The following is a 21,676-nucleotide window of genomic DNA, read 5'->3' on the forward strand; positions in this document are numbered from 1 at the left end:
CCATGTTTAAGAGACTTATTTATCTTTTCTTAGTGTTGCCCATGGCCTGTATTGACCCTTATCAGGTCCAAGTACCCGAAGGGGAACAGTTGCTTACCGTAGAAGGAATGATTCATTCCGGGCCGGGACCACATGCTATCACCTTGACTCGAAGTGCTACCTATGGAAGTATTTTCGAAGGTTTGGTAAGACCGGAAACTGGTGCCACCGTAGTGGTAAGAGACAATGAAGGCGTAGTGACTTTTTTGGCAGAAAGCGCCGAAGCAAGAGGCAGTTATTTTACTCCATCTGGATTCCGAGCTCAGGTAGGAAAATCCTATACCCTTCAAATTCAAACTTCAGACGGGAAAGTATATACCTCTTTTCCTGAGCAAGTGGAGTCTGTGCCTGAAATTTCAGCTGTGAGCTTGCAGACTTTAACCATTCCAGTGGAAGGTCAGGAAATCCCTCGCTCGGGCATCCAACTGATTGCGGAAATCGATGATCCTGCAGATCAGGATAATTTCTATTTCTGGAAAAATGGTCCTGCTGTTTATATTTTGGAAACACGCCCGGATTTATTCACCATTCGTCCATCAGATGCCAATCCCAACCGAACACCAGCGCCTAAACCTTGCTGTGTAGTTTGTTTCCGAAACGAAATCAGTAACAATCAAAGCCTATTTGTCTCGAATGATGATAATTTCAACGGCTTGACCACTCGAATCCCGGTGTCTTTTATCGAAGACGACGGACTCCGTTTTGTCAATCGATACCGAATTGATCTGAAGCAGTATAGCATCTCTGCAGATGCCTATCGCTTTTTGAGATTGGTCAAACAGCAAGCAGAAATCAGTGGGTCAATCTTTGATCCCCCTCCAGCAACCATCCGAGGAAATCTCATCAGCTTGGATAATCCAGATGAAGTGGTGTTAGGGTATTTCATCGCAGCAGGAGAAACCTCACGAAGAGTTTACATTTCTAAAGATGATCTGACCTTCAAGCAAAATAAAGCCATCATCCCAGATGATTGTCGAGAAATCAGCGGAGCCTCTGTCGATCCTCCTTCGGATTGGGGGAATTGATCATTTGTATAAAAAACGGCTGGCTCTTAGAGTGCAGCCGTTTTTATTAGGATTCGATCACCGTTTCAGTAAACCTGATTCCGAAAGATTCCAGTTGCTTTAAGATGGGATCAAATAACTCCGGAATCACAGGTAAATGCAGTCCCCGAAGATTAATTTTTTGCTGAAGAAAAAGATCAACGGCGATTGCCAAAGGAAGTCCAACCGTTTTGGCCATAGCAGTGTGGCGCTCATTTTTCCCGATTTCCACCAAACTGGAAGTGATTTTTTTGATTCCACGTTCCGTCTGAATTTCGAATTGATGTTGCATCACAATCATATCTTGATCCTCAGATTCCAAGGCCCAATTTTGTTCCAGAATATATTGAAGAAGTTGAGCGGGCGAACCTTGAGTTTTAGGAAGTGGAATGGATTCAAAAAAGCCTAGCCATTGCAATTTTTCAAATGTCGGGAAATCAAATTCCGGGATCAGATCTGCCAATTTTTCCTCCACACTTTTGGCTTCATCCCAAGGCAAAAAGGCATTCAAGAATTGTCGATAGGTGGTATGCTCTGGAAGGGAAAGTTGGTAGGAGTCATCCGTCATCCCTAGTTGGACAAATACATCCCAAGCGCGGCAAAACCCCTGTCTTCGTAAGGTGCCACGAAGAATAGTGGGGATATTTTCAAGGCCATACACGGATCGATAGCTAAGTGAATCTCGATTAGGGTAGCCATCAAATTTTCCCAGACCCACAAAAGACACCTCATCTACGCGACGAAATAATTGATGATAAGGGACCAGTTTGAGCTCGCCCTGATCCATATATCTGGAAGTCGCCTGCCCCGCCAAAACCACATTTCTGGGATTCCAAGTGAATTTGTACTTCCAAGGATTATCCTCGCTTTGAGGAGCCAAAAGTCCGCCGCAATACGATTTGAACGATCGAATTTCCTCTCCTTTTTGTTTTGCTTCCAGAATAATCTTCATGGCAGACATATGGTCGATACCCGGATCTAGTCCACATTCATTGAGGAAGAAAAGTCCCTTTGACTCGATCTCTGGTTTGAGGGCACGGATGGCATCACTTTCATAGGAGGCACTGAAAAAATGTTTCCCAAAATCCACACAATCCCGCGCTACCTCTGGATGCATAAATGCCGGTAACATCGAAATCACGAGATCGGAATTTTGAATGATATCCCTTCGTTGGGTCATGTTCCCAGAATCCAAAGGAATTAACTTGATTCCCTTTTTCGTAGCCAGAATTGGCTCAAGATGAGCAACGGAAAGGTCTGCAATCCAAAAATGGCAGGCTTCTTTATGAGCTAAGTCTGCAAAATAATCAATCAGATAACTGGCAGATTTACCGGCTCCGAGCAACAAAACGGTCTTCATACACTTGGGTTTATGGGTCTAAGTTGCCCATATTTTTTGGAGGGAAAAAGTCAATTCCAGAAGAAATAAGGAACATTTGTGTATTTTGATCGTTCGATTTTTCCCAAAGTAAATTTTACTCCGTGAAAAAAATCAATCTCACGTCTGAACTGGAAGAATTAAGCCCCGAGGAGCTTTCTTCAACCGAAAAAACACTTTTAGACCGGGCTAAGTCCGTCTCAAAACGTGCCTATGCGCCTTATTCTGGCTTTCATGTGGGAGCTGCGGTTTTATTGGAAAATGGGGAAATCCTCCAATCCTCCAATCAGGAGAATGTAAGTTTCCCAACGGGTGTTTGTGCGGAACGATTGCTTTTGGGGTATGCCGGAGCCAACTTTCCAGATGCAGCGCCACAACTTTTGGCGATAGTTGCCCAACGTGCAGGAGAGGAAATCTGGGCAGGAGTATCGCCTTGCGGGGTCTGCCGCCAGACGATCAATGAGGTCGAGAATCGCTTTGAAAAGCCCATTACCATGCTCATTTTGTGCTCCAATGGAAAGGTGATGCGAATCAAAGGCATTTCTAATTTACTTCCCCTGAAGTTTGACGATCTCAACAGCTAGAAGGTGAAAAACACACTGACATTTCCCTATCAAGCCCAGTATTGCATCTCACATTCTCCAAGCGGAAACGAAAACCATCTTTGGCTGGTGTTTCATGGATATGGGCAGTTGGCTGAGTTTTTCATTCGCAAATTTCTCCCCTACGATAGCAATGAAACGCTTATTCTAGCACCTGAAGGCACCAACTATGGATATCTGAAGGATTTTCAAGGGCGTGTTGGGGCCAATTGGATGACCAAGCATGAGCGGGAAATTGCAATTGAAAACAATCATCGATACCTCGATCAATTGATGGTGGAGATCTTGAAAAATTTTGAAGTATTACCAACCATTAACGTCTTGGGATTTTCTCAAGGGGCAGCTACTGCGACCCGCTGGGCCAGCCGATGGGAAGGTCAAATCAGGCGGTTGATCTTATGGTCGGGAGGATTTGCTCACGATCTCCAATGGAACCTTGCCAAGGAGAAATTTTCCAACACAGAAATTATCTCGGTTCTTGGAACAAAAGATGAACTCATCACTCAGGAATCCATCGAAAAGCAACGTGAACTTTTTCAACTGTTGGAAAAGGATAGTAAGCCTTTCATTTTCGAGGGAGGGCATGAACTACCTGCTGAGGTATTAAAAAAAATCATGGCTCAGTAGATTTCGCGTTTATTTTTGGACTGGGAATTGCTAAAATTGAAACAATTTCATCAAATTTCGACTTTCATTATTTTTCCAAAAATCTTGAAACCCATCCATGCTTTCGCTTACTGAAAAAGAGGTAGATTTTATCGCTACCCAGTTACTTAAAGGTAATGTCTGCTTCTATCAGATTGACAAGAAGAAGATCCATCACATGCCAGATGATGAGGATTATTTCAACTATGATTTGACTCCTGAGGAGGAGGATATCTTGGATGAAATAGAAGATAATCCGGACAACTTCGCTGAATTTACTCGAATGGAACCTCCACAAGATCATCAGATGATGCAGGATTTTGTAGATCGAAAAGTCAAAGAGCGAAACCTTGCAGAAGATTTGGTTAATGCGTTGAGCAAACCCAAGGCAGCAACAGGATTTAAATTTTTGATCGAAAGCTCTAAATACAAAGAAGAGTGGATCGATTACCGCAAAGGAAAATATCAAGACTGGGTCAAAGAACAGGTTGACTCATTTAACTACGCCGAAGATTAATCCTAAGCCGTCTGGAAAGTATTCTGGACGGCTTTTTCTTTTCGATCCTTTGGGCTAGTTTTCTGCATGACAAATTACTCCATCCGAAATCACCTGATCCCTGGAGACCTTAGTAAACTCGCCAACCTACACGCCAAAATTTATTTTGAGGAGCATGGATTTGAAATTGGTTTCGAGGCTTATGTGATGGAAAGTGTGGTCGAATTTTTCAGACAATATGATCCCAATCTGGATCGAGTATGGATTGTCGAGGAAAATGAAGTGATAGTGGGATTTGTCTTGCTTATGCATCGCCCACAAAATGAAGCCCAGCTCAGGTATTTTATCCTTGAAAAGTCCCATCGTGGCAAGGGCATTGGAAGTAAATTGATGCAGGAATGGATGGATTTTTTCAGAGAGAAAAACTACCGATCTGCCTATTTATATACCACCTCAGGTCTTGATCCTGCCATACATTTGTATGAAAAGCACGGATTTAAAAAAATATCCGAGCAAATCTCCACTGACTTTGGCATCAGGATGCTTGAAATGTACTATCGACTCGATCAACTATGAAAACTAGAATCTCGATTTCACTTCTTTGTCTCCTCTTTCTGGTAACCTTTCCCGCTTTTTCCCAAAACTGGGACTGGGGCGGCCCCATTGATCCGATTCAGGCAAAAATGAAAATCCTCCACTACCGATTGGATTTAGAGATTTTCCCCGAAACTCAGCGGATATCTGGTTCGAATACGATCACTTTTTCGACTGCGGAGAAACTTGACTTGCTTCGATTCCAATTAATCAACCAATACGAAGTGAGCAAGGTGTTGATGGATGGCAAAGAGGTTCGATTTACTCATGAGAATGATCTTATTGACATCACCCCCATCGACTGTACTTGCGATCAAGTTCAGATTTTCTATGGAGGAAAAACCCCAATTGCTCAAAATCCACCTTGGACCGGAGGATTCACTTGGGAAAAAGATCAATTGGAGAATCATTGGATGGGACTTTCAAGCCAAGGAGAGGGAGCTAAGATTTTTATGCCCGCCTTGGATCATCCTTCCAGCGAACCGAGTGAAGGAGTAGACCTTCATTTCACTGTTCCTCAACCTTACTTTGTGGCCTCCAATGGACGATTGATCGAAACCGAGGAATCAAGTGAAAAAGTCACCTATCACTGGAGGACTACCTATCCAATCAATAATTACAACATCAACTTTACTTTGGGGATTTTCCATGAGGTCAAACATGATTTTACGTCTGTGTCTGGACAATCTATCCCCATGCACGCATGGGTCCTGCAAGAAAACAAGGCAAAAGCCCGGGAATTATTAGAAGTACTTAGAATTAGTACTGAAACGCAGGAGAAGTATTTTGGCCCGTTTCCATTCCCTCAAGATAAAATCTCCGTGGTCGAAACACCCTACCTTGGAATGGAACATCAGACGATCAATGCGTATGGAAATAATTTTCAGTTTGTCCCCATGGGCAAGGTCAAGTATGATTGGTTGCTCCACCATGAACTCGGGCATGAATGGTTTGGAAACAAAGTCAGCGTGGGAGATTGGGCAGATATGTGGATTCACGAGGGTTTAACTGCCTACGGGGATTGGCTTTTTTATTGGGAGCATGGCGGTCCTGATGCTTATTTTGCAAAAGCCAAGGCAGAAGCGAGGCATTTGCCCCATGCCAAGCCGGTAGTCAGCCCCCCAAATTCCACTGAGGAAGAGGCATATCATGGGGAAATTTACTCCAAAGGTGCCATGGTGATCCATTCACTTCGAGGTGTTTTGGGTGATGAATTATTTTTCCCCGCTTTGAAGGCATTTGTAATGGATGATCGATTTACTTATCTCAATCAGGTGACCACCCGAGATTTTACCGACTTTATTCAAAGCTATACTGGAAAGGACCTTCAGGGATTTTTCGATTTGTATTTGTACACCACAGATATCCCTACCCTAAAAATCAGTAAAAAAGGGAAATCAGGGTATGCTCTTTCTCTTGAGGGAATCACCTTTGAACTACTCGTAGAAGTACTGACTTCTGAAGGGCTGAACAAAATAAATCTGGGTCCAAAACCCGTGACCATCACTAGTAACACACCTCCACAAGTAGATCCAAATGGCTGGTTGATGCTAGGAAAGTGATCGTAAAAAACCTTCAAACGTTAAGTCACAAAAAAGCCCCGAAGTTATTCGGGGCTTTCTCTTTAGATGCTAAAAGCAGCTTTAATTTTATCGACGTAGTCTAATTTTTCCCAAGTGAAAAGCTCAACGGTTACCGTTTTTGGCTCTTGATAAGGAGATTCGAAAGTTTTAGTGACTATCTCATTCTTTCGTCCCATGTGTCCATAAGCAGCAGTCTCCTCATAGATTGGATTTCTAAGCTTGAGACGCTGTTCGATTGCATAGGGACGCATATCGAATATTTCTTCTACTTTCTTAGCGATTTCACCATCGGTCATTTTCACCTTGGCAGTGCCATAAGTATTGATGTAAATCCCCATAGGCTTCGCTACACCAATCGCATAAGAAACTTGTACCAAGATCTCATCAGCCACACCTGCAGCCACCATATTTTTAGCAATATGGCGAGTAGCGTAAGCCGCAGAACGGTCTACTTTAGATGGGTCTTTTCCAGAGAAAGCGCCTCCTCCGTGAGCACCTTTGCCCCCGTATGTATCTACGATGATTTTTCGACCGGTCAACCCAGTATCTCCATGAGGACCACCAATCACAAACTTGCCTGTTGGGTTGATGTGGTAGATGATCTCGTCAGTAAATAGTTTTTGAATTTCCGGCTTCAATTTCGCCTTTACTCTCGGAATCAAAATGGTGATGATATCGTGCTTGATTTTAGCAAGCATCGCTTCCTCTGAGTCGAAGTCGTCGTGCTGGGTCGAAACCACGATTGCATCAATTCGCTGAGGTACATTATCATCGCTGTACTCGATAGTTACCTGAGACTTTGAATCAGGTCGCAAATAAGTGATGTCCTTATTTTCTCTACGAAGAGCCGCCAATTCACGCAGAATCATGTGAGATAAATCCAGCGCCAAAGGCATGTAATTCTCGGTTTCGTTGGTGGCATAGCCAAACATCATCCCCTGATCACCCGCGCCTTGTTCTTCAGGATTTTTACGCTCTACCCCCTGATTGATATCGGCAGATTGTTCATGTATCGCAGAAAGCACCCCGCAGGAATTGCCCTCAAACATGTATTCGCTTTTGGTATACCCAATCCGATTGATCACATCACGAGCGATCTTTTGCACATCGAGGTAGGTATGAGATTTAACTTCTCCTGCTAGGACTACCTGTCCGGTAGTTACCAAAGTTTCACAGGCTACTTTTGAATTCGGATCGAAAGCCAAAAAATTGTCAATCAATGCATCAGAGATTTGGTCCGCGATTTTGTCAGGATGACCCTCTGAGACTGACTCTGAGGTAAATAAATATGCCATAAATTAGATAATTGAATCGTTTTTTAGGAAGCCCAAAATTACAGGAACTGAGGGAAATAAAAAACCGGAATTCGAACACCGGCTTTATCTGTCAGAATGATTTTCAATCCAATCCTGGCTTCCCCTGATTTTCTCAGGAATCACATTCCATAGGAATGAATTGATGCCAAGTGCCAAGTCTTAGCAGAAAACCACCACTCACCAAAATCTCGATACTAGCTACTTGATCCTAAAGTCTTGTGTCCAATGTCAAGCGTCTTGTTTCTCTCGTTTCACCAAGCCCTCCGTGATCTCATTCATCGCCTTCACCTTGTACTCAAAGTCTCCCTTGAGGGTAGCCCGGTAAGCATTTAGATTTTCAAGCAAATCGTCAATTTCCTCCGGGAGAACTTCTTCTAAGAGCTGTCTTAACCGCTTGGCAGTTGTGGGTGACTTCCCATTAGTGGAGATAGCAATTTTCAAATTTCCTTTGGTTACAATTCCACCCAGGTAAAAATCACAAAGCTCAGGTGTATCGGCTACGTTAACCAACAGAAAGCGCTCTTTTGCCTCATTTCTAATCTGTCGATTTACAGCCTTGTCGTCGGTAGCAGCAATTACAATGTGCTTTCCTCTCAAATACTTCTCATGGTATTCATCCTCGATCAAGGTAACTGTTTCCTTCCCATGGGCTAATTCTAAAAATTCCGATCGAAAGAATTTGGAGACCACAGTCACTTGCGCCAAAGGACTGGATTTAAGCAAAAATTCCAGCTTTTCGGTTGCTACAAAGCCTCCACCGACCAAGAGAACATTGAGCTCGTGAACTTTGAGGAATATGGGGTAAAGATGATTCATTTTAGATTTTAGAGTTAAAAGACCGGAAGCAAGGCTTCGTAAATAAGGGTTTAAAAGATAGCTGAGCAGATAAAAGAGATACAGCTAGCGCTGAGATAGACAACCTATCTTTATGTATCTCCTCAATATCTCGCGTAGCCTATCTTTAAATTGATCACTACGAACGCATACTGATCACCGAAACTGCCTCCCGATACACTTCCGCCAATCGCAAACTTTCACGAACCACTTCCCCAACGATGATCACGGCGGGAGCCTCGACTTGATTTTCTAGGGCTTTTTGCTCGATATCATGGATAAATCCGGCCGTGATTTTTTCTTCTCGTGTAGTTCCGCTTTGGATGATCGCTACAGGTAAATGGGCCTTCCCTGCCTTTCGATAGGTCTCTGCAATTTCACCCAGTTTTTTGGTTCCCATCAAGATGACGACTGTAGCGGTAGATTGTGCCGCAAGTGCCAAATCACGGGAAAGTTCACCGGCAGTAGTTGTTCCAGTCACCACCCAGAAACTTTCAGAAACACCACGTTTAGTGACAGGAATCCCAACATTGGCAGGAACAGCAATCGCCGAAGTGATGCCTGGAACGACAGTTGTGGGAATGCCGAAGGTCTCGATGTACTCGATTTCTTCCCCTCCCCGACCAAATACGAAAGGATCTCCTCCTTTCAATCGGACCACATGACCATGCTTTCGAGCTAGTTCGACACAGAGTTGATTCGTGTCTTCCTGGGGAGTACTGTGTTTTCCAACTCGCTTTCCTACGAATATCTTCAAGGCCGTGGCGGGTGCATGTTTTAGAAGAATAGGGTCAATCAAGGCGTCATAAAGTACCACATCGGCGGTATTGAGCGCTAAAATTCCTTTCAAGGTCATCAGTTCTGGATCACCGGGACCTGCGCCCACAAGGGTAACTTTGGGATTCACTACAGTTCTCATGCCTCTACCTCCTCTTCCCGATAAGTTTTCAGCAAGCTGTAGATTTCCATGGCTTGCTTGGCGTAGGCCTTGGCAAACTCTTCAGATGGTTCGTGCTGATTGATCTGATAGACCTTTTCGGCAAAGGTGCCTTCCAGCTGGATTTTGCCTGTTTCGACAAACTTTTCATCAAACAAGCTGATAATATTCGCATAGCTATTGGTGCTCACATCTTCGCTGAGCAAAAGGGCCTTGGCAGCATTGATCAACCCCGCATAGTGATGGTAGATGCTGTCAGACCAACGACCTTGTTCCAGAGCCTCCTGACCCAAATCGAGTTTTTCCAAAGCCTCCAAGAGCAGAGTTGCCACCAAGTCAATCACCACTCCGGCACATTCGCCAACTCCCACAGCCACTTGATAGGCTTCCTGATGGCCCCAATCCACCGAATCAGATTCAGTCACGGAAGCTGAATCACTCAATTCCTTGAGTAAGTCATAGAAGTACATCTGCCCTTGCTGGTCGTAGTAGCTAAGAAAGTCTATGCCTCCCGCATTTTTTTCGAAATCATCCAGCAAAACTCGCAAAGCCTGAGGCCCACGACGACTGGGAACTTTGGTTACTTTGTCGGCAAATCGACCCTTGCCATCGCCTAGATTTCCTCCGCCTAAAAGTACTTGAAGAGCAGGAATGACGGTTTTTCCCGCTTTCATGGACATACCTTGGAAGCCAATATGGGCCATGTTGTGTTGACCACAGGCATTCATACAACCGGAAATTTTGATTACCAAGTCTCGGTTTTTCAAATACTGTGGATATTCCTCTTCGATAACTTTTTCCAACTCTTTGGCAATTCCCGTCGAGCTGGCAATTCCCAAATTACAGGTATCGGTACCCGGGCAGGCCGTGATGTCTCCAAGTGAATTATAGCCTCGTTGAGCGAGATTGATTTTTTTCAATTCCTGATAAAAGAACGGCACCAAGTCCTCCCGCACATCTCGGATAAGGATATTTTGCCGTAGGGTAAAGCGAACTTCCCCTGCTGCATACTGCTCAACCAAATCTGCCAAAGGTCTAGCTTGTGCTAGGTAAAAATCTCCCAAGGGAACTCGAACTCCAATGGAAACATATCCTTCTTGCTTTTGGGGCAGTACATTGGTCAGCTTCCAGAGCTCGTAGTCCAAGCCCAATTCGGCTGGATTGATATCGACAGAAGGAGGGTTGGGTAATTGGTGAGGCTCTAAACTTTCAAATTGTAAAGGAAAGGATTGAAAAGGAAGCGCTTTTTTTTCTTGCTCCACCAAATCCAAAAAGGCTTCCAAGCCGATCTCCTTGATCAAAAACTTCATTCGAGCTTTGTTTCTTCGGGCTCTTTCCCCATGTCGGTCAAAGATCCGTAACACCGCTTCGATAAAGGGAATCAGCTGATCAGTCTCCAAAAACTCCGTGATCAAATCGGCGTGCCGGGGCTGAGAACCTAAGCCACCTCCAAGAAGAACTTTGAAGCCACGGATCTGATTTCCATCTACTTCTTTGACTTTTGGAATAAAACCCAAATCATGCATGTAAGCCAAGCCCGTGTCGTCATCTGAGGAAGAAAAAGCCATTTTAAACTTGCGGCCCATTTCCTGACAAACTGGGTTTCTCAAAAAATACCGAAATGTAGCATCCGCATAAGGAGTGACATCAAAAGGTTCTTTGGGATCAATTCCGGCAGTTTCAGAAGCAGTAACATTTCGAACCGTATTGCCACATGCTTCCCGAAGCGTAACATCGTCCTTTTCCAACTCTGCCCAAAGTTGGGGAGTCCTGTCTAAGCTTACGAAGTGAATCTGAATATCCTGTCGGGTAGTGATGTGAAGTCGGCCAATGGAATATTCCTCCGATACCTTACAGATCCTCCTCAACTGCACCGATGTGGCGCGACCATAGGGAAGCTTGATTCGAACCATTTGAACGCCCTGTTGACGTTGTCCATAGACCCCGCGGGCAAGTCTAAGACTCCGGAATTTTTCTTCATCGATTTTACCCTCTCTGAAAAGGGCGATTTTCCGCTCCAATTCGATGATATCCCGCTCTACAATCAGATTTTCTAATTCGGTTCGAAAGCTTTGCATATGTTTAATTTTTTTCCCTATAGGGATAATAGGTTAAAGATTAGTAGAAAAAGCCAAGACCGTCGTCAAGGCTGGTTGTTATTAGTTCGAAGTTCTTTATTCGAGGTTATTTGCTTCCTTTTAGCCCTAGTAGTTCGGGGTTCGACAAGATAATTTTCGAATGCTGACTTTCGGCAAATGAATATCGAAGTCTAGGGTCTTGATACTAACATCTTGCTACTCTATAAATCCCACACTCACTGTATCAAAAGTTCCTTCATCAATCAGAATAAAAGCTCCGTTTGACTTCGACTGATAATAGGAATCAAAGTGAATCGGCTTGCTGAGTCGGAGATTTACCTTTCCAATATCATTTAATTTCAATTGCTCCGCCTCTTCCGTCCCTGAGAAATCCGTATGAATTTTAGCTTCGATCTGATCGACTTTGGCCAAAACTCGGTTGACGCCGTGCTGGAGGATGTATTTCCCTCCTACTTTCAAGGCTTTATTATTGACTTGGCAAACGGTGGCTGAAATTGATTTTTCACTACTAGGAGCTTCTCCACTTTTGACAATCATATCTCCACGGCTACAATCCACTTCATCGGCAAGGGTAAGTACAATCGAGGAACCCGGAGCGGCTACTTCCAACTCCTGATCAAAGAAATGGATGCTCTTGATGGTGGATTCGTTTCCTGAAGGTAGCACGGTAACTCGGTCGCCGACTTGAAGCGAATTGCCATAGAGCTTACCAGAGAAGCCTCTAAAATCGTGGTAAGCCTCTGTTTTGGGTCTGATTACAAATTGAACGGGAAATCTGGCTGAGGTGCTTTCCTGCAGGTCTTCCGGCTCCAACACCTCCAAGTGATCCAACAGGGTATTCCCAACATACCAAGGCATGTGATCTGACTTTCGGGTTACATTTTCTCCCTTCAAAGCTGATATCGGAATAAACGTAATCTGCTCTTCAGCAAAGTCACTTTTTCCAACCAAGACATCAAAGTCCGCTTTGATTTTCAAAAACACATCCTCGCTATAATCCACCAAATCCATCTTGTTGATGGCTACCACCACATGACTCATTCGGAGAAGATTTGCAATAAAAAAATGTCTGTAGGTCTGCTCGATTACGCCTTTCCGGGCATCGATCAAGATAATCGCAACTTGAGAAGTGGATGCACCTGTGACCATGTTTCGAGTGTACTCCACGTGCCCGGGAGTATCCGCGACTATAAAGTTGGTCTTATCGGTATTGAAATAAATATGAGCGACATCGATAGTAATCCCTTGCTCACGCTCTGCCACCAAGCCATCGGTCGCTAGCGAGAAGTCTAAGTAATCGTATCCACGCTGCCTCGAGCTGCGCTCAATTGCTTCGATCTTGTCTGTGGTCAGGGAATGCGTATCGTAAAGCAATCGCCCAATCAAGGTGCTTTTGCCATCGTCCACAGAGCCTGCGGTAGCGATTTTGATCAGTTTTCTTCCTTGTATGTCCATTTTTGTCAAATTCTACTTTAGATCATTTTTGAATTTTAAGATATGCTTTGCGAGATTTTGAGAAGATACTTTAAGATATCTTGTACTCCTATCTTAGCTCAAGCGGTATCTCTTTATCTGCGTAGCTATCTTTTTTAAGATATGCTTTGCGAGATTTTGAGAAGATACTTTAAGTTAACTTGTCCTTCTATCTCAGCTCAAGCGGTATCTCTTTATCTGCGCAGCTATCTTTTTTAAGATATGCTTTGCGAGATTTTGAGAAGATACTTTAAGATATCTTGTCTTTCTATCTCAGCTCAAGCGGTATCTCTTTATCTGCGCAGCCATCTTTTTATTTCCTTTTACTTGGTTCACACCACTTGACACTCAAAAGTATCCGACCTTCTTCCTCGTTTCCATCGCCGCTTCGGATCGCTTGTCGTCGATACGGGCACCACGCTCAGAAATGGTAGATTCCCGGATTTCAGCTACGACATCATCCAGGGAAGTGGCTTCCGATAGTACCGCTGCGGTGCAAGTCATGTCGCCGACAGTCCGGAATCTGACCATGCGCTCAACCACCTCTTCGTGAGCCTCACGAAAGACATGTTCATTGGCAGTCCAAATCATCCCATCACGGAAAAACACCTCCCGCTTGTGCGCGAAGTAGATACTCGGAATGGCAATATTTTCCGTGCGGATATATTCCCATACGTCAAGCTCGGTCCAGTTAGAAATCGGAAACACGCGGACATTTTGGCCCACATGCATTTTCCCATTAAGCATGTCGAATAGCTCAGGACGCTGGTTTTTTTCATCCCACTGTCCAAAATCATCCCTCACGGAAAACACCCGCTCTTTGGCACGGGCTTTTTCCTCATCTCTTCTGGCTCCTCCAATACAAGCATCAAACTTAAACTCTTCGATCGCATCCAATAAGGTAGTCGTCTGAAGCGTATTTCGGCTGGCATATCGGCCTCGCTCTTCGCGAACTTTTCCCTGATCAATCGAGTCCTGGACATTTCTTACGATCAATTCCAATCCCAATTCCTTCACCAACCAATCTCGAAACTCAATCGTCTCAGGGAAATTGTGACCGGTGTCCACGTGAAGTAAAGGAAAAGGAATTTTGGCCGGGAAGAATGCTTTCTGAGCAAGCCGGACGAGGGTGATCGAGTCTTTCCCCCCAGAAAAAAGCAAAACCGGACGCTCAAACTGCGCTGCCACTTCCCTTAGGATGTGGATGGATTCTGCTTCTTTGGGGTTAGGTATAAATAGGGTCATAGGAATTACGAGTTACGAAGTACGATTTACGAGCTTGTGAGGAGCATATAAACCTTGTTTAAAATTCTTATTGTCTTTTATTATTCTGGAAATCTTCAAATATCAAATGTCGAAGTCTTGTGTCTTGCGTCTAAAATCTTGCGTCTTATTTGGCATGCAACCCACACTCTTTTTTCGAGTCCTCCCACCACCATCGGCCGGCTCGGGCGTCTTCTCCCGGTAGGATCGCACGGGTACAAGGTGCGCAGCCAATGCTGATAAATCCTTGATCATGGAGTGGATTGTAGGGAATCCTCTGCTCTTCGATGTAGGTGATCATTTGATCAAAAGTCCAATCCAAGAGTGGATTGTACTTGATGATCTGATTAGCTTCGTCCCACTCGATCCGTTTCATATCACTTCGATTGGCACTTTGCTCGGCGCGAAGTCCGGTAACCCAAACTGCATTTCCAGCCAAAGCTCGCTTCAGAGGTTCCACTTTTCGTACATAGCAACATGATTTGCGGTTTTCAACAGATTCATAAAATCCATTAATTCCCTTATCAGCTACCCACTTTTCAACCGAAGCAGTCTCCGGATAATAAACCTTGATTTGAGTTTTGTATTTGCTTTCAGTTCTGGCTAAAAGCTCTAAAGTCTCCGGAAACAATCTTCCCGTATCCAGCGAAAAGATCTGAATCGGCAAGTTTTGCGTAGCAATCAACTGGGTAATGACTTGATCTTCCTGACCTAAAGAGGTTGAAAAAACCACTTTACCTGGAAAGAGCTCAGCAATCAATGCCAATCCCGCGTCGGCACTGAGGCTTTGGAATTGTGCTTCAAGATCGAACAAGTTCTGCTTCTGGCTCATCTTTTTTTGTTTTAGTGACGTTTTCCCAAACACGTTCGTGAAGGTAATAGAGTAGAATTTTGGTGATTACCTCTACGGAACCAATAGACACCGCCATCACAAGCTCTCCAGTGACAAAATAGGAAATTACGATGGTATCGATGGTCCCCACTATTCTCCATGAGATGGACTTTAAAAAACTTTTGAAATTCGAGTCCGTCCCTTTTTTGGTAACGAACCATTTTTTGAGTGGCTGGTCTAGAATCATACAAATCAAAACGAAATGAGATTTCAAAAGTATACATTCCCTACATTTTTTATAGGGTTTATGGGTAAAATATTTTACTCTCCTTGCAAAATATCTTCTAGGGTCTTGTTTTCCAGTATTTTAAGCGTTTCATCCCGAACTTGAGCCATGACCCGATTAATGCCACAATGGGACTCATCTTTGCATTCAGCGCAAGGTTCGTAGTAATTTAGACTGACGCAGGGAAGCAAGGCGATGGGACCGTCAAGGAGCCGAATCACTCGGGAAAGGGGGATGTCCTTGGGTTCTTTGATCAGGTAGTAGCCTCCGCCTTTGCCTTTTTTGCTGCCGAGGTAGCCTGCTTTGCGAAGCTCGAGGAGGATATTTTCGAGAAACTTATGCGAAATGCCATGCTCCTCGGCAATGTCCTGAATCAGGACGGTCTTATTTTCCCGATGTTTACCGAGATAAGTCAGGGCATGCAGGGCGTACTTGGTCTTTTTGGAAAGCATGATCAAAAATAGCCGAAAAATCGGAATAGCCTAGTACGGGAGTGGGGAAATAAAAATCCCCGACCGAGGCCGGGGATTTGAATATTACAACCCTCCAAGGGTTTGCATTGGAAATCAAATCATCTCCACACTTCTTTTTACAAATGCAGTCAGATCCTTCCCGGTGAGCAAGCCTTGAGAAAGCATCGCCAAGTCAAAAGCTTGCTTAGCTAGTTTCAGTTGAGCTTCTTCGCCTTCGGCTTTGAGGATTTTGTCCACGACGGGATGGTTGCCGTTGATGGCGACTTTATAGCTGTCGGGCAGGCTGCCGTAGAAGCTCATCGGTCCGCCTCCGGTCTGTGCCATGTCTTTCATGCGACGCATCCACTCTTCCATGGTGATGGTCACGGGCATCTCCTCAGGACTTAAGCCCTCGATCTCTACGCTGTAGTTTTTGTTGTTGATCGCCTTTTCGAAGAGTTCCTTCACGGATTTGCTCTGATCTTCGGTCAGGAGATTGGCATAGGTAGAGTCTTTTTGGATGAGCTTTTCCACCACATCGGCATCCACACGCTTGAGTTGGGTCTTCTCGATCTTGGTCTCGATATGCTGGATAAAGTGGCTGTCGATCGGAGAATCAAGCACAAGCACATCGTAGTCCTTTTTATTCGCTGAGTCGATGAAGCTATCCTGCTTGTTAAGGTCGGTGGCGTAAAGGAAAACGGTCTGTTCGTTTTTGTCCGTTTGAATTGCCTTTACCTTTTCGAGGTATTCATCCAAGGTGAAATACTCGTTTTTGGTGTTTTTGAGCAGGGTAAATTCCTTGCCTTTTTCGTAGAACTTCTCCTCGGAGATCATGCCGTACTTCACAAACAGTCCGATGTCGTTCCATTTTTCTTCATAGGCCTTGCGGTCTTTTTTGAAGAGTTCGGAGAGTTTATCGGCTACTTTTTTGGTGATGTAGTTGTTGATTTTCTTCACGTTGCCATCGGCCTGCAGGAAGCTTCGGGATACGTTGAGCGGAATGTCCGGAGAGTCAATCACCCCGTGAAGTAGCATCAAGAATTCCGGCACGATGTCCTTCACCTCGTCGGTGATGAATACCTGACGGCTAAACAATTTGATTTTGTTGCGCTGAAGCTCGAATTCGTTTTTGACTTTTGGGAAATACAAGACACCGGTCAGATTGAATGGGTAGTCCACATTGAGGTGAATCCAGAAAAGCGGATCCTCGCTCATCGGATAGAGACTCTTGTAGAATGCCAGGTAGTCTTCGTCCTTCAGGTCGCTTGGAGACTTGGTCCAGATAGGAGAAGTGGTATTGATGATGTTATCTACCTCGAGAGACTTCCACTTTTTATCGCCTTTGTCATCGACTCCATCTTCCACGGATTCTGATTTGGTGCCAAACTTGATCGGTACAGGCAAGAACTTGCAGTATTTGTCCAAGATGCCCTGAAGCTTCCACTTGTCGAGGAATTCTTCAGAATCTTCGTTGATGTGCAGAATGATGTCCGTTCCGCGCTCCTTTTTCTTTCCTTTTTTGATTTCAAATTCGGTGCTGCCGTCACAGGTCCAGATGGCGGGTTCGGCTCCGTCCTGATAGGAAAGGGTGTGGATTTCCACGTTTTTTGCCACCATAAAGGCAGAGTAGAAACCCAAACCAAACTTACCGATGATCTCATTGGCGTCTTTGGCATCCTTGAATTTCTCCACAAACTCGGTTGCGCCGGAGAAAGCAATCTGATTGATGTACTTTTTGATCTCTTCAGCGGTCATCCCAAGACCTTTGTCTGAGATGGTGATGGTTTTCTTTTTCTCATCAAAAGAAACTTCCACCGTGATGTCTCCCAACTCGCCTTTGTATTGACCTAGCGTAGCCAGTCGCTTAATTTTTTGCGTGGCATCGACGGCGTTGGATACGAGTTCGCGGAGGAAGATCTCGTGATCAGAGTACAAGAATTTCTTGATAATCGGGAAAATGTTCTCGGTATGGATCGAGATGGTACCTTTTTCCTGCATGGTATAAATCGGTTTAGTAGTTACAAAATATTGACTATTGGTGCTTATCAATGCCCGTTCCAAGTGGTAAAAAGTGACAAGATGACATTTGAAGTTTGCCACAAAGGCACGAAGGGGGAAGGTAAGAGTGATCAGAAAACAGTCGCAGTTGGCAGAATTTGAAAAAAGATATGTTGTACGAGATACTGTAGAAATATGCTCCCTGCGGTCGCGAGATATCTCAGCCTGCTATATCTTAAAAAATATCTGCACCGCTATCTTTTAATTTATAGAGATGAAGTAAGAAAGCTGAAAAAAGGCAAACAGAAAGCAGTTGCATTGGGAAGAATAGAAAAAGAGATAGGTTACACGAGATACCATGGAAATATGCTCCCTGCGGTCACGAGATATCTCAGCCTGCTATATCTTAAAAAATATCTGCACCGCTATCTTTTAATTTATAGAGATGAAGTAAGAAAGCTGAAAAAAGGCAAACAGAAAGCAGTTGCATTGGGAAGAATAGAAAAAGAGATAGGTTACACGAGATACCATGGAAATATGCTCTCGTCAGTCGCGAGGTATCTTAGCCTGCTATATCTTTAAAAATATCTGTATAGCTATCTTTTAATTTATAGAGATGAAGTAAGAAAGCTGAAAACATAGCGATCAATAACCCTCAACTCAATAACCAAATAACTCCTTACTGTCTTAGGGCCTTAGTGGCAAATACGAAAACTCCAACGGATCCGGAAATTTGAATTCAAAACCCGTCTCCAAAATCTTACTTGAATCGATCAAACGATCTTTGCCATAAGATTCATTTTGGTAACTGGCTGGAGGGGCCAAACCTAGTTCGGCTGCATTTTTCTCATAGATTTCTCTTCGTAACGGATGAATCGGCGCCACCCCATTGAAGGTCTCATTCCAAAGCCCTTTTTCAATAATCCAAGCAATCATACTAACCGCATCTTCTTGGTGGATAAAATTTACTCGAGTGTGTCCAGCAACGTTTTCTTTTCCTGAGAAATACTTACCCGGGATTCGATCTTTCCCCATCAATCCTCCAAATCGGACGATCGACAAGTCATAATCCCGATTTTTTTCCATCCATAATTCTGCTCGAAAAAGTATATCATTTCCAGTATTTTCTAAGGTAATGGGATAATTCTCCCTGTATTTTTCAAGAGAATTAAGCTCAGGATAAATCCCTGTACTTGATACAAAAATCACTTGCTTTACCGAAGAACGATCGATCAGCGTGCGTAAATAGTTAAGTTGTTCTAAGTGAAATGATCCGTTTCCACTTCGAGTTCTTGGTGGAATATTTACCACCAAAATTTCAGATTGAAAAAGTGCATTAAAACCCAAGCCTTCCGGATGGGGGTTGAGCGAAAAACGGATGGCTTGAAGTCCTTTTAGAGCAAGCTTTTCCTGTTTTTCAACTGAAGTAGTAGATCCCAATACCCGAAATCCCTTTTGATTCAGAAGTAATCCCAAAGGCTCACCAATCCAGCCCAGACCAATGATGGATACTGTTTTCATATTTCAAGTTTTGTCTCAAAGACGCTAAGCCAAAAAGATGGGATATTAGCTAAAAAGTTGCTGGAATTTGAGTTCTTCAAAGTTCGGTGTTCGATATTCATCGTTTTTAAATTTCGGATTAAGAACATCGAATAAAATATTTCGAAGGATTCCTATCAAAATTCTTTTCTAAAATTCTTGGTGCCTTTGAGTCTTCGTGGCCCAGAGGAAACAAAAAACCTCCCCAAAGGGAGGCCTTGTTTAGTCTTTTTTAGGCATCGTACCCAATAGGTAATCCCAAAGCGGAGAGCTCACCCCGAAGGAAGTATCCGGATCTTTGTAATGGTGAATGGCATGGTTTACCCAAAGTACTTTAAGAAAGTTTTTGGGAGGATTGTAGGCATGAACAATGTAATGAACACCCAAATAAGCTGTATAGCCCAGGAGGAATCCCGGAAGGAAATAGAGCGCAAAATCCCCCATCACCAAGTTGAAAACGAGATAGAAAATGGCTGCGTAAGCGGCGCTCACAAATGGAGGCATCGCCAATCTATCCTTGTCTTTGGGGTAATCATGATGCACTCCATGTACCGTGTACTGAAGCTTATCCTTGATCGGGGTGTCAGGCTCCATGTGAAAGAAATGCTTGTGCATCATGTATTCCACAAACGTAAAAGCAATCAATCCAATCAAAAGGACTGCAATTCCTAGCCCTATTCCAATGCTGGTGGAAGTCACTGCATAGTAAAAGGACACGGAGGATATTCCGAGAAACAAGGTAATCGGAACCAAGATGTGGGTTCTGGAAATTTTTTCCAGAAATGGATTAGAGAACATTTGGGCTGAACCAAAATTATCAGGCCGATCTAATCTCCCGATCTTTTTCATGTTCGTAGTTGGTTTTAAAGTTGATTCCATAGCCACGGCTTTTCATCGTTAAACTTCGCGGCAAAGGTAAGAGTTTCAAAAATCAATAGAATATTCTGAGTCCTGATTTAACTCAGAAAATCACGCCTCGCTGAACGTTGCAGCGATGGTTTTTTCATAGTAAGCGACATATTTTGGAAGAATTTGATGAATGTCAAATTCTTTGGCTCTGGCCAATGCATTCGCCTTAAACCGTGGAAGGTTTTCATCTGAAAGAATGATTTTGGCTTTGGCCGTCATATCCTCCACATCCCCAACTTCACAGGCATATCCGGTCACTCCATCCAGGTTTAACTCCGGGATTCCGCCAGCATTTGAAGACAAAACAGGAACTTCACAAGCCATGGCCTCTAAAGCCGCCAAACCGAAACTTTCTTTTTCGGAAGGCATTAAAAACAAATCCGCTACTGAAAGCACCTCTTCCACTGCCTCAAGCTTGCCCAAAAAACGGATGTCATCGCATGTCCCCAAGGTTCTACACAGGCGCTCCATTCGATCTCTTTCCGGTCCATCCCCCACCAAAAGCAGTTTTGCAGGGATCTCTTTACGGATATTATAGAATACATGAATCACATCTTCGACACGCTTCACTTTTCTAAAGTTGGAGGTATGGACGAGCAATTTCTCCCCGTGCGGGCAAATAGCTAACTTAAAATGTTCTTTGCGCTGCTTTTTGAAACGTTCCAAATCAATGAAATTTGGAACTACTTCGATATCCCGCTTGATGTCAAAGTGCTCATAGGTTTCCTTTTTAAGATCTTCAGAGACTGCGGTGACTCCATCAGATTGATTGATCGAAAAAGTCACTACCGGCTCATAACTTGGATCTTTTCCTACAAGCGTGATATCTGTTCCGTGAAGCGTAGTCACCACCGGGATTTGAATCCCTTCTGTCTTTAAGATTTGCTTAGCCATGTAAGCTGCAGAAGCATGAGGAATTGCATAATGCACGTGAAGCAAGTCCAAATTTTCATACTTGACCACACTGACCATTTTACTTGCAAGTGCCAGTTCATAGGGTGCAAATTCAAAAAGAGGATAGCTTTTGATATCTACCTCGTGGTAAAATAAATTTTCACTGAAAAAATCAAGCCTCATCGGCTGTTTATAGGTAATGAAGTGAACCTCATGCCCTACTTTGGCAAGACCCTTTCCAAGTTCAGTGGCCACGACTCCACTCCCACCAAACGTGGGATAACAAACGATTCCTATTTTCATTGATAACCGGGATAAGGCGGTTTGGACTTGCACTCTAACACGCTTAGGATGTGTTTTTGTTCAAAATAAAAGATTTTTATGGTTCAATTTCTTGATGAAAGATTGTTGCATCAGATAAAAGGTCCTTTTTGAATGTGAAAATCCTGGTTATTTTACCA

General features: G+C 43.8%; 21 protein-coding genes. 7 read left to right on the forward strand and 14 right to left on the reverse strand.

Annotation, left to right across the window (positions count from 1 at the left end; all coding sequences use genetic code 11):
• Positions 1-2 precede the first annotated feature (2 nt).
• A complete protein-coding gene (locus tag AO498_RS01205) occupies positions 3-1,064 on the forward strand; it encodes a DUF4249 domain-containing protein (protein ID WP_067542600.1) in 1,062 nt (353 codons plus the stop codon).
• A gap of 46 nt (positions 1,065-1,110) precedes the next feature.
• Here the strand turns inward: AO498_RS01205 and AO498_RS01210 are convergent, their stop codons facing one another.
• Positions 1,111-2,442, reverse strand: a complete 1,332-nt coding sequence (locus AO498_RS01210; RefSeq protein ID WP_067542603.1) for a saccharopine dehydrogenase C-terminal domain-containing protein — start codon at positions 2,440-2,442, stop codon at positions 1,111-1,113.
• 122 nt (positions 2,443-2,564) lie between these two features.
• On the opposite strand from AO498_RS01210, the gene AO498_RS01215 reads away from it, so the two are divergent.
• From AO498_RS01215 to AO498_RS01235, 5 genes are all read left to right on the forward strand, one after another.
• Positions 2,565-3,044 (forward strand): cytidine deaminase, encoded by a 480-nt coding sequence (locus AO498_RS01215; protein ID WP_067542606.1) that lies wholly within the window; start codon positions 2,565-2,567, stop codon positions 3,042-3,044.
• A gap of 3 nt (positions 3,045-3,047) precedes the next feature.
• Positions 3,048-3,689: an alpha/beta hydrolase gene (locus tag AO498_RS01220; RefSeq protein WP_067542609.1), complete on the forward strand. Its 642-nt coding sequence runs from the start codon at positions 3,048-3,050 to the stop codon at positions 3,687-3,689.
• Between the two features lie 97 nt (positions 3,690-3,786).
• Positions 3,787-4,224, forward strand: a complete 438-nt coding sequence (locus AO498_RS01225; protein WP_067542612.1) for a UPF0158 family protein — start codon at positions 3,787-3,789, stop codon at positions 4,222-4,224.
• A gap of 66 nt (positions 4,225-4,290) precedes the next feature.
• Positions 4,291-4,779 (forward strand): GNAT family N-acetyltransferase, encoded by a 489-nt coding sequence (locus AO498_RS01230; RefSeq protein WP_067542615.1) that lies wholly within the window; start codon positions 4,291-4,293, stop codon positions 4,777-4,779.
• A complete protein-coding gene (locus AO498_RS01235) occupies positions 4,776-6,359 on the forward strand; it encodes a M1 family metallopeptidase (protein WP_067542618.1) in 1,584 nt (527 codons plus the stop codon). Before AO498_RS01230 ends, AO498_RS01235 begins: the two co-directional genes overlap by 4 nt.
• Positions 6,360-6,421: 62 nt before the next feature.
• Here the strand turns inward: AO498_RS01235 and metK are convergent, their stop codons facing one another.
• The 10 genes from metK to htpG all read right to left on the reverse strand — a co-directional run bounded on the left by metK (position 6,422) and on the right by htpG (position 17,873).
• Positions 6,422-7,675, reverse strand: coding sequence for a methionine adenosyltransferase (gene metK / locus AO498_RS01240; RefSeq protein WP_067542621.1), 1,254 nt, complete (start codon positions 7,673-7,675; stop codon positions 6,422-6,424).
• A gap of 249 nt (positions 7,676-7,924) precedes the next feature.
• Entirely contained in the window at positions 7,925-8,512 is a 588-nt protein-coding gene (locus AO498_RS01245; RefSeq protein ID WP_067542624.1) for a precorrin-2 dehydrogenase/sirohydrochlorin ferrochelatase family protein, read from the reverse strand.
• 157 nt (positions 8,513-8,669) lie between these two features.
• On the reverse strand, positions 8,670-9,449 hold the full coding sequence (gene cobA, locus AO498_RS01250) for a uroporphyrinogen-III C-methyltransferase (protein WP_067542627.1): 780 nt from the start codon (positions 9,447-9,449) through the stop codon (positions 8,670-8,672).
• On the reverse strand, positions 9,446-11,545 hold the full coding sequence (locus AO498_RS01255) for a HEPN domain-containing protein (protein WP_067542630.1): 2,100 nt from the start codon (positions 11,543-11,545) through the stop codon (positions 9,446-9,448). The genes cobA and AO498_RS01255 overlap by 4 nt, the downstream gene beginning before the upstream one ends.
• Before the next feature lie 216 nt (positions 11,546-11,761).
• Positions 11,762-13,021, reverse strand: a complete 1,260-nt coding sequence (locus AO498_RS01260; protein ID WP_067542633.1) for a sulfate adenylyltransferase subunit 1 — start codon at positions 13,019-13,021, stop codon at positions 11,762-11,764.
• Between the two features lie 366 nt (positions 13,022-13,387).
• Complete coding sequence (gene cysD, locus AO498_RS01265) at positions 13,388-14,284, reverse strand: sulfate adenylyltransferase subunit CysD (RefSeq protein WP_067542636.1); 897 nt, start codon at positions 14,282-14,284, stop codon at positions 13,388-13,390.
• 145 nt (positions 14,285-14,429) lie between these two features.
• Positions 14,430-15,134, reverse strand: coding sequence for a phosphoadenylyl-sulfate reductase (locus tag AO498_RS01270; protein WP_067542639.1), 705 nt, complete (start codon positions 15,132-15,134; stop codon positions 14,430-14,432).
• Positions 15,103-15,381: a DUF2061 domain-containing protein gene (locus AO498_RS01275; protein WP_067542643.1), complete on the reverse strand. Its 279-nt coding sequence runs from the start codon at positions 15,379-15,381 to the stop codon at positions 15,103-15,105. The genes AO498_RS01270 and AO498_RS01275 overlap by 32 nt, the downstream gene beginning before the upstream one ends.
• 74 nt (positions 15,382-15,455) lie before the next feature.
• Positions 15,456-15,872 carry an RrF2 family transcriptional regulator gene (locus AO498_RS01280; protein WP_067542646.1) on the reverse strand — a complete coding sequence of 139 codons (417 nt, stop codon included), beginning with the start codon at positions 15,870-15,872 and terminating at the stop codon, positions 15,456-15,458.
• Between the two features lie 114 nt (positions 15,873-15,986).
• On the reverse strand, positions 15,987-17,873 hold the full coding sequence (gene htpG, locus AO498_RS01285) for a molecular chaperone HtpG (protein WP_067542649.1): 1,887 nt from the start codon (positions 17,871-17,873) through the stop codon (positions 15,987-15,989).
• A 195-nt stretch (positions 17,874-18,068) separates the two neighbouring features.
• Here htpG and AO498_RS01295 point away from each other — a divergent pair, with 195 nt between their 5' ends.
• The gene (locus AO498_RS01295; protein ID WP_067542655.1) at positions 18,069-18,455 is read left to right on the forward strand and encodes a hypothetical protein; all 387 of its coding nucleotides are present in this window, start codon (positions 18,069-18,071) and stop codon (positions 18,453-18,455) included.
• Positions 18,456-18,560: 105 nt separating this feature from the next.
• Here AO498_RS01295 and AO498_RS01300 read toward each other — a convergent pair whose 3' ends face one another.
• The 3 genes from AO498_RS01300 to bshA all read right to left on the reverse strand — a co-directional run bounded on the left by AO498_RS01300 (position 18,561) and on the right by bshA (position 21,518).
• Positions 18,561-19,394 (reverse strand): Rossmann-fold NAD(P)-binding domain-containing protein, encoded by an 834-nt coding sequence (locus tag AO498_RS01300; protein ID WP_067542658.1) that lies wholly within the window; start codon positions 19,392-19,394, stop codon positions 18,561-18,563.
• Between the two features lie 240 nt (positions 19,395-19,634).
• Positions 19,635-20,261: a sterol desaturase family protein gene (locus tag AO498_RS01305; protein WP_067550176.1), complete on the reverse strand. Its 627-nt coding sequence runs from the start codon at positions 20,259-20,261 to the stop codon at positions 19,635-19,637.
• Between the two features lie 120 nt (positions 20,262-20,381).
• A complete protein-coding gene (gene bshA, locus AO498_RS01310; protein WP_067550178.1) occupies positions 20,382-21,518 on the reverse strand; it encodes an N-acetyl-alpha-D-glucosaminyl L-malate synthase BshA in 1,137 nt (378 codons plus the stop codon).
• Positions 21,519-21,676: the final 158 nt, after the last annotated feature.

This window comes from Algoriphagus sanaruensis, assembly GCF_001593605.1.
Lineage (GTDB): Bacteria > Bacteroidota > Bacteroidia > Cytophagales > Cyclobacteriaceae > Algoriphagus > Algoriphagus sanaruensis.

Bases quoted from the DNA above. Each gene is read 5' to 3' on its own strand.
- AO498_RS01205 (WP_067542600.1), top strand. From the start codon at position 3: ATGTTTAAGAGACTTATTTATCTTTTCTTAGTGTTGCCCATGGCCTGT.
- AO498_RS01210 (WP_067542603.1), bottom strand. From the start codon at position 2,442: ATGAAGACCGTTTTGTTGCTCGGAGCCGGTAAATCTGCCAGTTATCTG.
- AO498_RS01225 (WP_067542612.1), top strand. From the start codon at position 3,787: ATGCTTTCGCTTACTGAAAAAGAGGTAGATTTTATCGCTACCCAGTTA.
- AO498_RS01230 (WP_067542615.1), top strand. From the start codon at position 4,291: ATGACAAATTACTCCATCCGAAATCACCTGATCCCTGGAGACCTTAGT.
- AO498_RS01235 (WP_067542618.1), top strand. From the start codon at position 4,776: ATGAAAACTAGAATCTCGATTTCACTTCTTTGTCTCCTCTTTCTGGTA.
- metK (WP_067542621.1), bottom strand. From the start codon at position 7,675: ATGGCATATTTATTTACCTCAGAGTCAGTCTCAGAGGGTCATCCTGAC.
- AO498_RS01245 (WP_067542624.1), bottom strand. From the start codon at position 8,512: ATGAATCATCTTTACCCCATATTCCTCAAAGTTCACGAGCTCAATGTT.
- cobA (WP_067542627.1), bottom strand. From the start codon at position 9,449: ATGAGAACTGTAGTGAATCCCAAAGTTACCCTTGTGGGCGCAGGTCCC.
- AO498_RS01255 (WP_067542630.1), bottom strand. From the start codon at position 11,545: ATGCAAAGCTTTCGAACCGAATTAGAAAATCTGATTGTAGAGCGGGAT.
- AO498_RS01260 (WP_067542633.1), bottom strand. From the start codon at position 13,021: ATGGACATACAAGGAAGAAAACTGATCAAAATCGCTACCGCAGGCTCT.
- cysD (WP_067542636.1), bottom strand. From the start codon at position 14,284: ATGACCCTATTTATACCTAACCCCAAAGAAGCAGAATCCATCCACATC.
- AO498_RS01270 (WP_067542639.1), bottom strand. From the start codon at position 15,134: ATGAGCCAGAAGCAGAACTTGTTCGATCTTGAAGCACAATTCCAAAGC.
- AO498_RS01275 (WP_067542643.1), bottom strand. From the start codon at position 15,381: ATGATTCTAGACCAGCCACTCAAAAAATGGTTCGTTACCAAAAAAGGG.
- AO498_RS01280 (WP_067542646.1), bottom strand. From the start codon at position 15,872: ATGCTTTCCAAAAAGACCAAGTACGCCCTGCATGCCCTGACTTATCTC.
- htpG (WP_067542649.1), bottom strand. From the start codon at position 17,873: ATGCAGGAAAAAGGTACCATCTCGATCCATACCGAGAACATTTTCCCG.
- AO498_RS01295 (WP_067542655.1), top strand. From the start codon at position 18,069: ATGCTCCCTGCGGTCGCGAGATATCTCAGCCTGCTATATCTTAAAAAA.
- AO498_RS01300 (WP_067542658.1), bottom strand. From the start codon at position 19,394: ATGAAAACAGTATCCATCATTGGTCTGGGCTGGATTGGTGAGCCTTTG.
- AO498_RS01305 (WP_067550176.1), bottom strand. From the start codon at position 20,261: ATGAAAAAGATCGGGAGATTAGATCGGCCTGATAATTTTGGTTCAGCC.
- bshA (WP_067550178.1), bottom strand. From the start codon at position 21,518: ATGAAAATAGGAATCGTTTGTTATCCCACGTTTGGTGGGAGTGGAGTC.